Annotated in this window: 14 protein-coding genes and 1 pseudogene; 13 read left to right on the forward strand and 2 right to left on the reverse strand. The window is 71.5% G+C overall.

What is annotated here, in order from left to right; translation table 11 throughout:
- Positions 1-69: 69 nt before the first annotated feature.
- On the forward strand, positions 70-468 hold the full coding sequence (locus tag BG418_RS39115) for a hypothetical protein (RefSeq protein ID WP_188278842.1): 399 nt from the start codon (positions 70-72) through the stop codon (positions 466-468).
- Between the two features lie 123 nt (positions 469-591).
- Positions 592-669 (forward strand): annotated as a pseudogene (locus tag BG418_RS39120) (TerD family protein); the annotation flags it as partial.
- Between the two features lie 816 nt (positions 670-1,485).
- Here the strand turns inward: BG418_RS39120 and BG418_RS39125 are convergent.
- Positions 1,486-1,821 carry a PepSY domain-containing protein gene (locus tag BG418_RS39125; RefSeq protein WP_399002030.1) on the reverse strand — a complete coding sequence of 112 codons (336 nt, stop codon included), beginning with the start codon at positions 1,819-1,821 and terminating at the stop codon, positions 1,486-1,488.
- Positions 1,822-2,065: 244 nt separating this feature from the next.
- Between BG418_RS39125 and BG418_RS39130 the strand changes: the two genes are divergently transcribed.
- From BG418_RS39130 to BG418_RS39150, 5 genes are all read left to right on the forward strand, one after another.
- Positions 2,066-2,665: a hypothetical protein gene (locus tag BG418_RS39130; RefSeq protein ID WP_317453906.1), complete on the forward strand. Its 600-nt coding sequence runs from the start codon at positions 2,066-2,068 to the stop codon at positions 2,663-2,665.
- Positions 2,666-2,704: 39 nt separating this feature from the next.
- A complete protein-coding gene (locus tag BG418_RS39135; RefSeq protein ID WP_188278843.1) occupies positions 2,705-3,448 on the forward strand; it encodes a YcnI family protein in 744 nt (247 codons plus the stop codon).
- A 190-nt stretch (positions 3,449-3,638) separates the two neighbouring features.
- A complete protein-coding gene (locus BG418_RS39140; RefSeq protein WP_188278844.1) occupies positions 3,639-3,896 on the forward strand; it encodes a hypothetical protein in 258 nt (85 codons plus the stop codon).
- Positions 3,896-6,163, forward strand: a complete 2,268-nt coding sequence (locus BG418_RS39145) for a cation-translocating P-type ATPase (RefSeq protein WP_188278845.1) — start codon at positions 3,896-3,898, stop codon at positions 6,161-6,163. The genes BG418_RS39140 and BG418_RS39145 overlap by 1 nt, the downstream gene beginning before the upstream one ends.
- Positions 6,160-6,681: a copper chaperone PCu(A)C gene (locus BG418_RS39150; RefSeq protein WP_188278846.1), complete on the forward strand. Its 522-nt coding sequence runs from the start codon at positions 6,160-6,162 to the stop codon at positions 6,679-6,681. The genes BG418_RS39145 and BG418_RS39150 overlap by 4 nt, the downstream gene beginning before the upstream one ends.
- On the opposite strand, the gene BG418_RS39155 is transcribed toward BG418_RS39150, so the two are convergent.
- Positions 6,682-7,098 carry a hypothetical protein gene (locus tag BG418_RS39155; RefSeq protein ID WP_188278847.1) on the reverse strand — a complete coding sequence of 139 codons (417 nt, stop codon included), beginning with the start codon at positions 7,096-7,098 and terminating at the stop codon, positions 6,682-6,684.
- Between the two features lie 233 nt (positions 7,099-7,331).
- On the opposite strand from BG418_RS39155, the gene BG418_RS39160 reads away from it, so the two are divergent.
- The 6 genes from BG418_RS39160 (at position 7,332) to BG418_RS39185 (ending at position 12,940) form a co-directional block, all read left to right on the forward strand.
- Positions 7,332-8,012, forward strand: a complete 681-nt coding sequence (locus tag BG418_RS39160) for a hypothetical protein (protein ID WP_188278848.1) — start codon at positions 7,332-7,334, stop codon at positions 8,010-8,012.
- A 180-nt stretch (positions 8,013-8,192) separates the two neighbouring features.
- Positions 8,193-8,843, forward strand: coding sequence for a sigma-70 family RNA polymerase sigma factor (locus tag BG418_RS39165; protein WP_188278849.1), 651 nt, complete (start codon positions 8,193-8,195; stop codon positions 8,841-8,843).
- Between the two features lie 73 nt (positions 8,844-8,916).
- Entirely contained in the window at positions 8,917-9,876 is a 960-nt protein-coding gene (locus tag BG418_RS39170) for a GlxA family transcriptional regulator (RefSeq protein ID WP_188278850.1), read from the forward strand.
- Positions 9,877-9,981: 105 nt separating this feature from the next.
- On the forward strand, positions 9,982-11,049 hold the full coding sequence (locus BG418_RS39175) for an ABC transporter substrate-binding protein (protein WP_188278851.1): 1,068 nt from the start codon (positions 9,982-9,984) through the stop codon (positions 11,047-11,049).
- Between the two features lie 2 nt (positions 11,050-11,051).
- Positions 11,052-12,125, forward strand: a complete 1,074-nt coding sequence (locus BG418_RS39180) for an iron ABC transporter permease (RefSeq protein WP_188278852.1) — start codon at positions 11,052-11,054, stop codon at positions 12,123-12,125.
- Positions 12,122-12,940, forward strand: a complete 819-nt coding sequence (locus tag BG418_RS39185; RefSeq protein ID WP_188278853.1) for an ABC transporter ATP-binding protein — start codon at positions 12,122-12,124, stop codon at positions 12,938-12,940. The genes BG418_RS39180 and BG418_RS39185 overlap by 4 nt, the downstream gene beginning before the upstream one ends.
- The last annotated feature ends 52 nt before the right edge of the window (positions 12,941-12,992 follow it).

Consider the following 12,992-nt stretch of genomic DNA (forward strand, 5'->3'; position numbering starts at 1 on the left):
GGCGAAGCCACCTTGTCCGCTCTGCTACGCCCCCGCACACGGGAAGCCGCTGCCCTGCTGGTAGTGGTCTTGGCGGCCACCCTGGAACTGACCGCCGTCGACCTGGCCCCGCCCGGCATCCGCCCCCTGCTCAGCGGTTTCCTCCTCGGCGCCGCCGTCGCCATCCTTGCGCTGTCGGCCGTGCTCGCCCACCGGCACCGGCAGATCGCCGCCCGCCACCACCCCGCCGTATCACCGGAATCGGTCGACGCGTCATGGTTCACCGCCCGCGCCCTGGACGGCTTCCCCATGGAATCCGTCCGCCCCGACCTCCTCGGACCCAACGCCCCCGACCTCAACCGCCTCTACCTCGCCTGGATCCTCGCCACCCACGGCCACGACACCAACGGGCTCATCCGCCGCCTCGGGCTATCCCATGACGTAGCCGCCTTGCTAGTCGACTCGGCTCAGGCCCGCCGAGACCGCTGACGAGGAAGAACACATCTGCCGCAGTGGCGAGGACTCGCCTGCCGCTGCACGACTGACGGACCCGACCGACTACGGTCAACGGCGACACCACTCCACGAGGAGATGCCAGCGGACACTCGTCACCTCAAGAGGGATGCCTCGGCCGAGACTGCGATGGTCTTCGGCGAGCTGTACCGCCGTGGCGCGGAGTGGAAGTTCCGGTGACGGGGGCCGCCTGCCCGGAGCGCGGTGCGCGGGCCTGGCCGCCGGGCGGATCGTACGCAGGCGAAGACAGCAGGACAGTCCCATGGCCGTCGATATCGGGGCTAGCGGCATTCGGCTGATCAGCCCGTTCGAGCCCGCGCAGTAACGAGCTGAAGCCCGTCGCTGCAGGTGGCCTGGGCACTGCGACCGAATGAGCGCCGGGCTCGTTCACAGGCGACGGCACCGTCTTCGTCGCGCACTCTCTCGGACCTGGTGGAGGAGCGGGAGGAAGCTGGCGAGGGGCAGCTGGTAGGGGTGAGCCACCGGGGAGTCCGTCAATGCCGGTCCCGGGTGTACGAGGAGTCAGCTCATCGGTGTCCCGTCCAGAGCAGCTTCAGTGCCGGTTCGGACGAAGTGTCCCGGGAGCGGTCGGGACATGCGGTCGCGCTGCGCTGCGAGCGTTCTTCGTCATCAGCGGGCGTCAGCTGTCACCCAGTCCTGGTTGGCGGTCAGGTCTGGACACGACAGGACACACGGGGTTCGTGTGCTAGGAGAGGCGGGAGAATGCGTGGGTGCTATCCCGGGCCTGGGGCCTGACTCATGATTTTTCTGACCGAGGTGTCCCGGAGTCACGCTGTCGGCTGATGGTCGGCGATGGTGCGTTGTCGGTGCCGGGCCGGCCGGGCGTGTCCCGATAGGGGCCTGCCGTTCGTTGTGGCGTCCTCACGATTCTGACCGTCCGATGTGGCCTGGTACCGGCAGCGCGACGCGCCGTCGGAACGGAAGGGGAACGGGCGTGTGCAGTTCGACCATGTCCAGTACGCCGCCTGCTGCTCAGCCTCGTCGTCGCCCGGCGGGAGAGGCGCGCCGTGCACCTTGCCGGGTGCACGGGTCCACGAACACGGCGAGCGTGTGGTCGGCGGCTATGCCCTTCACCCCGGACAGTAGTACGCGTGTGGTCGCATCCGGCTGCGGTAACGGCCGCACAGCGGAGATGGCCCCCTCGGGGTGGGCCTTGCGGGCGGCGGCCACCTGCTGGGAGATCGGCCGCTTGTGGGCGCCGACCGGGACGGTCAGCTCGTGGGCGTACACGATCTTCCCGGCCTGGAACAAGCCTGCGTACAGCAGCCCGGTGACCGCCGCGACGAGCAGGAACGGCGCGACGAACACGCCTGCGCAGAAGTGCAGGCGCAGCCCCGTCGTGTGCAGGGGGCGCGGGGGGTGGCGGGTGTACGTCCCGTGCTCCTCGGAGTGCTACCGATGCTTCGACTTCGCCAAGGTGGCCGGGAACTGTACGGCGCTTGCGTCCGACTGGTAAGGAGGATGTGGGTCGACCATGTAGTAGCCGGGGGCGGTGATGCGTATGCCTGGGCCGGGGGAGAGATCCTTTAGACGCGTGGCAGCATCAGGTGCCGTGAGTGTGTCCCTGGTGGTGCGGAGCGTGCGCGCGGCGGTGTTCGCCGTGCTGTGCGTGCTGCTCGCTGCCGGAGGGCATGCCATGGCCACAGGCATGGCGCCGCCGGTGTGGGTGCAGGTGGCCGGGTTCGTGCCGGTCTTCGCGGCGAGCTGTCTGCTGGGCGGCCGTGAGCGGTCGCTGGCCGCCATCGGCACGGGGACTCTGGCCGCCCAGGGCGGGTTGCACCTTGTCTTCCACGCCGTCGAGCCCCATCACGCCGCGATGGTCATGCACGGCATGCGGATGGTCCAAGCGCCCCATGCACTGACGCCGCACGCCACCGCCGCGCATACCGGGGCGGCCCTGCTGCTGAGCTGGTGGCTGCGGCGCGGTGAGGCGGCACTGTGGTCGCTGCTGCGGTGGGCGGTCGCGTTCGTGCCGGGGCTTGCCGCCTGGTGGCAGGTGGCGGGCGGGGCGTGGCGCGCGCCGGCCGGGCCAGGGCTTGTGCGTCGGGCTGCCGGTGAGCCGTGGGCGTTGCGGCAGGTACGGCTGAGGTACGCCGTTCACCGGCGGGGGCCGCCGCCCGGGATGTCGTACGCGCTGTCGTACTCGGTCTGACCCCGACATCCCTTCTTCCGTACGGAGATCCCTCACCTCATGTCCAGAACCCGTACCACCCTGCGCCGTGCCGGCGCAGTCACGGCCCTGACCGTCGCCGGACTTCTCGCTGCCGCGGGCGTCGCCTCCGCGCACGTCACCGTCCACCCCGACAGCTACGCCAAGGGTGCCACCGACGGCGTCCTGACCTTCCGCGTCCCGAACGAGGAGGACAACGCCTCCACCACCAAGGTCCAGGTCTTCCTGCCCACCGACCACCCCGTCCTCGGAGTCCTGGTCCACCCGCAGGACGGCTGGACCGCCCAGGTCACCAACACCAAGCTCAAGACCCCCATCAAGACCGACGACGGCACCATCACCGACGCCGCCTCCGAGGTCACCTTCACCGGCGGCAAGATCGCACCCGGGCAGTACGAAGACTTCAATGTCGCCTTCGGCCAGCTGCCCGAGGACACCGACCAGCTGACCTTCAAGACCCTCCAGACCTACTCCGACGGCAAGGTCGTGCGCTGGATCGAGGACACACCGAAGGGAGGGAAGGCGCCGGAGAACCCGGCACCCGTGCTCAAGCTCACCGCCAAGGGCGCGGAGGACGGCGCCGGCACCTCGACCGCCTCGCCGGCGAGTTCGAAGGGCTCCGACAGCGCCAAGTCGACCGCCTCGGCCAGCGACTCGACCGCCCGCGGTCTCGGCATCGCCGGGCTGGTCGCCGGCGTGCTGGGCCTCGCGGCGGCGGGCTTTGCCGTCGTGCGCGGCCGTTCCGCCGGATCCCGGGCGCAGTAGCGCACCTGCCCTGCCGACGGTTGCCGTCGGCAGGGCAGCGTCCCATCGCCGTGCCCCTCGGGCACAGTTGTCCCTCACATGACGCGGACCACAACGCTGCTCCGGAACTCGACCCCCGGCGGCCCCGACTCCTGATGCAGTACGGCGCGATCCGACCGACGCCGCACGACCTGATCTGGAGACGCGGTTGATGGACGAGTCCCGGCACATCTCCTCCGGTGCGGGTGCGGGTGCGGGTGCGGTGTTGCGGAAGCTGGTGCCTCCGCCTGCCCTGTGCGGATTCCTTCTCCTGCTGGCGCTGATGTTCACGGTGTCGTACGCCGTCGGTGCCGCTGCAGGGCCCGTCGCGCCCGGCATGCACGGCACCGGCACGAGCCGGGGTGACGGCGATCCCGGCGGGGCCGGTGGCACGGACGGCATGGGGGACATGCGCGGGGGTGGCCACTGATGGGCGGGGAACCGGTGACCGTCGACCTGGTGACGACCGACCTGACCGTCGGCGGCATGACCTGCGCGGCCTGCGTGAGGCGCGTCGAGAAGAAGCTCGGCAAGCTGGACGGGGTCACGGCGACCGTCAATCTGGCCACCGGGCGGGCGCGTGTGAGCCACCCGTCGCGGATCAGCCCCGAGGAACTCGCCGCCGCCGTCGAGAAAGCCGGCTACACAGCTGCCCTGCCCGAACCGCCCCAACAGCCCGAGACGCGCGCGGGCAAGGACGCGGGCGCATCCGAGGAAGCTCGCCAGGAGCGGCACCGGCTGCTGATCACCGCGCTGCTCGCGCTGCCCGTGCTCGTGCTGTCTATGGTGCCCGCGCTGCAGTTCCGTACCTGGCAGTGGCTGTGCTTCGTGCTGGCCGCGCCGGTCGCCGTGTGGGGCGCGTGGCCCTTTCATGTGCGTGCGGCGCGTGGGCTTCGGCATGCGGCGGCGACCATGGACACCCTGGTGTCGCTGGGTGTGGTGGCGTCCTTCTCCTGGTCCACCTACGCGCTCTTCTTCGGTGGTGCCGGGGAGCCTGGCATGCGGATGCCGTTCACTGTGGTGCCCTCGGTTTCGGACGGCGCGGCGCACCTCTATCTCGAAGCGGCCGTCGGCGTGCCGCTGTTCGTCCTGGCGGGGCGCTTCCTGGAGGCGCGGGCCCGGCGCGGGACCGGGGCCGCGCTCCGGTCACTGGCCCAACTCGCCGCCAAGGAAGTGACGATCCGCGAGGGCAACGACGAACGGCTGGTTCCCGTCGAGTGGTTGAGGCCGGGGCAGGTCTTCGTCGTACGGCCGGGGGAGCGCGTGGCCACCGACGGGCGGGTCGTGGAGGGCAGTTCCGCAGTGGATCTGTCCCTGGTCACCGGGGAGAGCGAGCCCGTCGAGGTCGGGCCGGGTTCGGCGGTGGTCGGCGGCGCCGTCAACGCCGGCGGGCTGCTGCTGGTCGAAGCCACGGCCGTCGGCGCCGACACCCAGCTCGCCCGGATCACCCGGCTGGTGACCGAGGCCCAGGCCGGCAAGGCGCGGGCGCAGCGGCTGGCCGACACGGTGGCCGGGGTGTTCGTTCCTGTGGTGCTCGCGTTGGCCATCACCTGCCTCGGATTCTGGCTCGGTGCCGGAGCCGACCCGCAGGCTGCCGTCACCGCGTGCGTGGCCGTTCTCGTTGTGGCCTGTCCGTGCGCGCTCGGCCTGGCCACGCCGACCGCGCTGATGGCCGCGACCGGCCGTGGTGCCCAACTGGGCGTCCTCGTCAGCGGACCCCAGGCTCTGGAGGGGCTCCAGCACCTCGACACGGTCGTCCTGGACAAGACCGGCACGCTCACCTCCGGCCACATGACCGTCGCCCGGGTCACGGCCGTACCCGACGGACTGGGCAACGAGGCGCTGCTGCGGCTGGCCGGTGCCGTCGAGCACGGCTCGGAGCATCCCCTTGGCCGGGCGATCGCCGCATACGTTCGACGGGAACTCCCCGAGGGGGAGCTGCCGGAGGTGAGCGAGTTCGCCGCTGTGCCGGGGCGGGGCGTGCGCGGCCGGGTCGAGGGGCGGCTGGTGGAAGTCCTGGCTCCGGACGAGGAGTTGCCCACCGCACTGGCAGACGCGCTGGCGGTGGCCGAGGCCGCCGCCCACACAACTGTCGTCGTGCGGGTGGACGGGGCGGCAGAGGCGCTGATCGAGATCGGAGACGTCCTACGGCCGGGCAGCTACCGGGCCGTGGACCGGCTGCGGCGCCTCGGCGTACGCCCGGTACTCGCCACCGGCGACCGGGAGGTGCCCGCCCGGGCCGTCGCGAAGGCGCTCGGCATCGACGAGGTGCATGCCCGCTGCAGCCCCGAGGACAAGGCCGGCCTCGTGAAGGACCTTCAAGAGCAGGGCTACCGCGTCGCGGTCATCGGTGACGGCGTGAACGACGCCGCCGCGTTGGCCGGAGCCGACCTGGGCATCGCCATGGGTACCGGTACGGACGTGGCCATCGGCGCCGCCGACGTGACCCTGGTCCGCGGCGAGATCGAGGCCCTGGCGGACGCGGTCCGCCTCGCCCGGCGCACGCTGGGTACCATCCGCGTCAACCTCGTCTGGGCCTTCGGCTACAACGCCGTCACCGTCCCGCTCGCCATGGTCGGCCTGCTCAACCCGATGCTCGCGGCGGCGGCCATGTCGGCCAGCTCCGTGCTCGTGGTGTGCAACAGCCTGCGACTGCGTGCCTGGCAGCCCTCTCCCGCTCGGAGGACCACCCGATGACCACGACCGGCCTGTGGCGGCCGACCCGTCGCCGTCTGACCGACACCCTGCTCGCCGCGCTCGTACCCGTGGCCGTGTGTGGCGTCGCCCTGGGCGGCCTGACCGGCTGGGCCGGTGCCGGGAAGGCGGGCAGCCCGGCACGGATCACCGTCTCGAACGGACGGGTGTTCCTGCCGTTTTCCGACGGTGTGCAGACCGCCGCGTTCTTCGACATCGTGAACCGCGGCGGCGCGGACGACCGGCTCGTCGAGGTGACGTCGTCCGGGGCCGACGGGGAGATCGACCTGAGCCGCCACCGGATGGCCGGGACCACTGCTGCGTACCGGGAGAGCGTTGGCTCGGCGACCGTGCGCGCCGGCGGCGACCTGTCCATGTCGCCCCAGGGTCTGGATGTGCCCCTGCGCCCCCGAGCGCGATGGCAGGCGGGCGACCTGGTGTCGTTCACGCTGCGCTTCGAGCACAGCGGGGAGGTCAAGGCCCGCGCCGTGGTGGTCCGGCCCGGCGGCCGAGCCGCCTGATCACAGGCCCTGGCTCCCCAACGCGACCAGCACTTCCCGGCAGGTGTCGGCGGCCCGGCCGGTCGCGTCGGCGCACAGGCGGCAGTGCTCATGGTGCCGCGTGTGCTGCTCGCACAGGTCGTGGCTGCGCCGGCAGGCGATCAGGCACGCCTGCACCTGGGCGGTGAGCAGCGCGGGGTCGTGGCTGCTGCCGCGGGTGAGGACGCGGCGGGTGGCGGCTGTGACGTCGGCGCAGTCCTGGTCCTGGCTGATCGCGGCGCGCAGTTCGTCGGCGTCCTTCTCGGCGAGCATCCCTGCCGCGCAGGCGGTCACGGCCTGTTCGCACTCGGCCAGCACGTCCACGATCTGAGCGAGGAGCTCGCTGCTGAGGGGCGTGGCGGTGGTGACGCTCTCGAAGAGTTCGCGTGTCTGGAGCATGGCGTCCCCCAGTGAGTGGAGGGTAGGGCTGTCCACCGCAGACGCTAGTCCTGGCGGGGCTGCCCAGGAAGACGTCCGAGGCCCTGTTCTCCAACAGATGTCGGGCGTGGGTCCCGTCTGGTTCCGACTCTCTTTCGTGGTCTGGATCACACCCTGCGGATTGAGTGCGGTCCTCCGTGGATGGTCCGTACCCCCGCATGACGACGAGTGCCCGGATGCAAGGATGAGGCGCCATGACAGCAGGGTGGTGTGCACGCACAGTAAGGGCCGCGGTGTTCGCGGCCCTATGCGTGCTGCTCGCCGCCTTGGGCCATGTCCTGATGTCCGGTTCCGACGTCCCCGCGTGGGCGTTGGCGGCCGGCACAGCCGTGACCGGTGTCGTCGGCTGGTGCCTCGCGGGGCGTGAGCGCGGCCTGCCGCTGATCGTGGCCGTCGTGGTCGCGGCGCAGACGGCACTGCACTCGGCGTTCTCGCTCGCTCAGTCGGCAGCCGTGGGCACGGCCGCCAGGGACGCGGGCGCCATGAGCTCCATGCGCATGAGCATGGGGTCGATGCGGATGGATTCCATGTGCATGGGCCGCGTGAACCACATGGACATGGGCCACATGGATCACATGGGGCCTCTCATGGGCGGCGGCGACGCGTCGTCGTTCGGCATGCTCGCCGCCCACGTGGTGGCCGCGCTGCTGACCGGCCTGTGGCTGGCCTGTGGCGAGAAGGCCGCCTTCCGCATCCTGCGGGCCGTGGCCGGATGGTTGGCGGCACCCCTGCGGCTGCTGTTCGCGCTGCCGGCCGCCCCGGACCGTCCATGCGTCCGTCGCGGGCGTCCGCGCTCGGACCGGGCACCGAGCCTTCGTCTTCTCCTCCACGCGATCACTTCTCGGGGGCCTCCTGCGGGGCTTGCTGTCCTGTGACGACAGCTGGTTTCCCGGGGCCGCCCATGTGCGCCTTGGGCCCCGGCCGTACGCCCACGCCGGCGATGTGACGACGTCACATCGCCGCGCCTGAGTGCCGTAGGGCCGGCTCCCCATTCACCGGACCGCCCGCGCCCTCGCGCGTACCGGTCCGGATCACGGATCCGAGAAGGACACCAGGTGATCACCTCTGCCCTGCCCACCTCGCACCACCCGTCCGGTCCGACGCCGTCGGCGGACGAGTCGATCACTGCCTGGGCGCTGGCCGCCCGCGGCGGTGACGCGGACGCCGTCGAGCAGTTCGTACGCGCGCTGCATCGTGACGTCCAGCGTTACGTCGCCCATCTGTGCGGCGATCCCCAGGCCGTGGACGATCTGGCCCAGGACACGTTCCTGCGGGCGCTCGGCAGCCTGCACCGGTTCGAGGGTCGTTCCTCGGCGCGTGCGTGGCTGTTGTCCATCGCCCGCCGAGCCGTCATCGACAGCTATCGGTATGCCGCCGCCCGGCCCCGCCTGTCGGATATCCCTGACTGGCAGCTGGCTGTCGAGCTGTCCCAGCCGTGCGATCTGCCCGGCTTCGACGACGGCATCGCCCTGCTCGATCTGCTGGCCGGGCTGCCCGACGAACGCCGGGAGGCGTTCGTCCTCACCCAGTTGGTCGGCCTTCCGTACGCGGAGGCGGCCGAGGCCAGCGGCTGTCCGATCGGCACGGTCCGCTCCCGCGTGGCCCGTGCCCGGGCGGCCTTGATGGACCTGCTCAACGATGAGGGCACCTCACACGCCCTCAAGCCGGCAGGGGAGGAGCAGCTCGCCGTACTGGCGGCGGCCTGAGCCACCGCACGGGGGTGTCGGGGCGCCGAGCCCCGGCGCCCCCGGCCACAATGCCTTGAGCAGGAGCGAATCGATGACACCTACGCATGGGAGCGGACAGCGGCATCTCGTCGTGATCCCGCTCTTCGACGGCGTCCAGAGCCTGACCTTCTCGGGCCCCACGGACGTCCTCGCCGGCGCCGGCGAGGAACGCTTTCGCTACGACGTCCTCACCGCCTCCCACGACGGCAGACCGGTCCGGGCCTCCAGCGGGCTCGTGTTCGTACCGGATACGTCTCTCGCGGACGTGTCCCGCGTCGACACGCTGATCCTGCCGGGCGCGGACGGCATCCCGCAGGTCACTCCCCACACCATCGACGCCATCGCCACCCTCGCCGCACGGGCGGGACGGCTCGCCTCGGTGTGCACCGGCGCCTTCCTCCTCGCCGCGACCGGGCGTCTGGACGGGCGCACGGCGGCCACGCACTGGAGTTACGCGCAGGAGCTGACGCTGCGCCACCCGGATGTGAAGGTGGATGCCCGCGACACCGTGGTCCGCGACGGCCCCGTCATCACGGCGGGCGGCGTCGCCTCCGGCATCGAACTGGGGCTGGCGCTGGTGGAGGAGGACATGGGCCGGGAGAGCGCCCAGCGGATCGCGCGCCACCTCGTCACGTATGTCAGCAGGCCGGGCGGGCAGGCCCAGTTCGCCGAACCGCAGGCGCACCAGGCGCGCAGCCCGGCGGTCCGCGCGGTGCAGCGGCAAGTCCTCGACCACCCGGCGGGCGAGCTGACCGTACGGGCGCTGGCCGGGCACGTGGGCCTGTCCGAACGGCATCTCACCCGGCTGTTCCGTGCGCAGGTCGGCATGTCGGTCAAGGAGTACGTGGAGCGCGCCCGGGTGGCGTTCGCGTCCCGGCTGCTGGTGGAGACGGCCGACAGCCCGGAGGCGATCGCGCGGGAGGCCGGTTTCGGCACGGAAGCCACCCTGCGTCTCGCCTTCCGGCGGGTGCTGCGGATCTCGCCCGCCGAGTACCGCGAGCGGTTCACCTGAGCCGGATCTCCAACCGCCTGGGAACTCACGACCCGTTCGAGGCGACTACTGGACCGGGCGACGGACGTTTGCCCGCGTGTACCGAGTGGATCCGGGAGTTGTTCGATGCGTTCTCGTTCTCGTGTGTGGGGCCCTGCGGCGGCCGTTGTGCTGGGCGGCCTGCTGACGGCCGGGTGCGGCGGTGGGGACAGCGCGGACACGGACACGGCGGGCAAGGCCGCCCCGGGCGACCACCCGGTCTCCGTCACCGACTGCATGGGCGCCGAGACCACCTTCTCCGCCACCCCGAAGAAGATCGTCACCAGCAATGCCTCCAGCCTGGAGCTGCTGCTCCGGCTCGGCGCCGGTGACAAGGTGATCGGCACCGGGTTCCCGCCCGGCAAGGGCACGCTGCCCGGCGCACTCGACGCCCAGGCGCAGAAGGTGAAGGTGCTCGGTCAGAGCGTCATCCCGAAGGAGAAGCTGCTCGGCTCCGGTGCCGACCTGTACATCGACACCTTCGCCTCGATGAACATGGGCGGCGGGATGGGCGACGCACCGACGGCCCAGGAGTTCAAGGCCGCCGGGATCAAGCACATCTACCTGAAGTCCACCGCCTGCGCGGCCCAGGGCAAGAGCGCGGTCACCGACCTGTCGGCGGTCGAGGCGGACATCACCTCCCTCGGCGCGGTCACCGGCACCACCACCAAGGCGAAGGAATTCGTCGCCGGGATGAAGAAGAAGGTGGACGCCGTACAGAAGGCGGTCGGGAGCACGCCCGACCGCGCGCGGCCGACGTACTTCCTCTTCGACTACGACGCCGGCACCAAGCAGCCCACCGCCGTCTGCAACCGCCAGGTCGCCAACGCCGTGATCACCCTGGCTGGCGCCCGCAACGCCTTCGCCGACTGCGACGGCGACTACAAGCAGGTCGGCTGGGAGGACGTCATCGCCAAGAACCCGGACTGGATCCAGCTCGGCGTCCGCAACCGGGGGAGCGAGGCGGCGAACAAGAAGGCGTTCGACGAGGCCGAGAAGTGGCTGAAGTCCAACTCGGCGACCAAGGGCCTCAAGGCGGTCAAGGAGGGCCACTTCCTGCGCATCGGCTCCGAGCAGACCACCATTGCGGGCGTCGAGAACGCCGACACGGTCGAGGCCATCGCCAAGGCCCTCTACCCGGGCAAGGTCGGCTGACCGTGGCCTTCACCCTGGTGCGCCGGAAAGCCGTGGCTGCGGAGAAGCGTGGCAGCGTGCCCGCAGGTCCGCTGGCGGTGGTTCTGGCCGTGCTACTGCTGGCCGCGTTGACGGCTGCCGTTGCCTGGGGCTCGACATCCATCCCGCCCGGTGAGGTGTGGAGCGTGGTGTGGCGGCGGCTGTCGGGCGAGGCGCCGCGTCCAGGCACGGACGACCTCATCGTCTGGCAGCTCCGTGTCCCGCGCGCCCTGCTTGCCGCCCTCGTCGGCGCGGGACTCGGTGTCGTCGGTACGGCCGTCCAGGCGCTGGTGCGCAATCCGCTGGCCGACCCCTATCTGCTGGGCATCTCCAACGGTGCCTCGCTCGGCGCGGTCGCCGCGATCGTCCTCGGCCTCGGCGCGGGCGGGGCACTGGGACTGGGGTTGTCCGGGGCGGCATTTGTGGGCGCACTGGCGACGTTCGCGCTGGTGTGGGCGGTGGCTCGGCGCGGCGGAGGGTTCGCGCCGCTGCGGCTGGTGCTGGCGGGGGTCGCGATCGGCCAGTTCCTGTCCGGGTTCACCAGCTACCTGGTGTTGCAGACCGGGGACGAGCAGCAGACCCACAGCGTCCTGTTCTGGCTCATGGGCAGCCTCAGCGGAGCGACGTGGGAACTGCTCGCGGTACCCGCCGTCGCCGTACCCGCCGCCCTGCTGTGGCTCCAGGCGCGCGCCCGGGGCCTCAACGCCCTGCTGATGGGCGACGAGACCGCGGCCGGCCTCGGCATCGACGTCACCCGCCTGCGCCGCGAACTGTTCACCGTGACCAGCGTGCTGACCGGCGTCCTCGTGGCGGTCTCCGGCGCGATCGCCTTCGTCGCGCTGATGGTGCCGCACGCCTGCCGCCTCGTCGTCGGCGGCGACCACCGACGCCTGCTGCCTGTCTCCGCGCTGTTCGGCGCGCTGCTGCTGGTGGTGGTCGACATCGTGTGCCGTACGGCGATGGACACGCAGGAACTGCCGGTCGGCGTGGTCACCTCTCTGCTCGGGGCTCCGGCCCTGCTGTATCTGCTGGACCGGCGCCTGGGGAGCGGCAGTTGAGGATCGACATCGAGGACCTGTCCGTCGCCTACGCGGGCCGTACGGTCGTGGCGGGCGCCCATCTCGTCGCGGCCGAGGGCGAGATCACCGGCTTGGTCGGTCCGAACGGCAGCGGCAAGTCCAGCCTGCTGCGCACCGTCTACCGGCACCTGAAGCCCGCCGCCGGGCTGGTCCTGCTCGCCGGCACCGACCTGCGGGAGATGACCCCGCTCCAGTCGGCGCGGCACGTGGCGGCCCTGCCGCAGGAGCGCGGGAGCGACTTCGAGCTGAGCGTGCGCGAGGTCGTCGCCATGGGCCGTACGCCCTACAAGCGAGCCTTCTCCGGCGAGGACGCCGCCGACCGGGACATCGTCGCGCAGGCCCTCACCGATGTCGGCATGGCGCAGCAGGCCGGTCGCCGCTTCACGGCCCTGTCCGGCGGCGAGCGCCAACGCGTCCTGCTGGCCAGGGCGTTCGCGCAGAACCCGGACGTACTTGTGCTGGACGAACCGACCAACCACCTCGACATCCGCCACCAGGTCGACCTGCTCGCCCTCCTGCGCGCCCAGCGCCGTACGACCCTGGTGTCGCTGCACGACCTGAATGCAGCCGCCTCCGTCTGCGACCGCCTGCACGTCCTGCACGCGGGAGCGGTCGTCGCCTCCGGCACGCCGCGCGAGGTCCTCACGCCCGCGCTGATGGCGGAAGTGTTCGGGGTGCGAGCGGCGGTTGTCGACCATCCCCTGACCGGTGATCCGCTGATCGCTTTCGACCACCGGGCGCCGGCGGACGAGGCACCGACGGCCGTGCCGTTGGAGACACCCACGCGGGGATGAACGAGTTGGGGCAGGACGACGGTCGCGTTCTGCCCGCTCAGCCGTCGGGCTT

Origin of the sequence: Streptomyces sp. CBMA152 (assembly GCF_014596475.1) — a bacterium.
GTDB lineage: Bacteria > Actinomycetota > Actinomycetes > Streptomycetales > Streptomycetaceae > Streptomyces.

Bases quoted from the DNA above. Each gene is read 5' to 3' on its own strand.
- BG418_RS39135 (WP_188278843.1), top strand. From the start codon at position 2,705: ATGTCCAGAACCCGTACCACCCTGCGCCGTGCCGGCGCAGTCACGGCC.
- BG418_RS39140 (WP_188278844.1), top strand. From the start codon at position 3,639: ATGGACGAGTCCCGGCACATCTCCTCCGGTGCGGGTGCGGGTGCGGGT.
- BG418_RS39145 (WP_188278845.1), top strand. From the start codon at position 3,896: ATGGGCGGGGAACCGGTGACCGTCGACCTGGTGACGACCGACCTGACC.
- BG418_RS39150 (WP_188278846.1), top strand. From the start codon at position 6,160: ATGACCACGACCGGCCTGTGGCGGCCGACCCGTCGCCGTCTGACCGAC.
- BG418_RS39155 (WP_188278847.1), bottom strand. From the start codon at position 7,098: ATGCTCCAGACACGCGAACTCTTCGAGAGCGTCACCACCGCCACGCCC.
- BG418_RS39160 (WP_188278848.1), top strand. From the start codon at position 7,332: ATGACAGCAGGGTGGTGTGCACGCACAGTAAGGGCCGCGGTGTTCGCG.
- BG418_RS39170 (WP_188278850.1), top strand. From the start codon at position 8,917: ATGACACCTACGCATGGGAGCGGACAGCGGCATCTCGTCGTGATCCCG.
- BG418_RS39175 (WP_188278851.1), top strand. From the start codon at position 9,982: ATGCGTTCTCGTTCTCGTGTGTGGGGCCCTGCGGCGGCCGTTGTGCTG.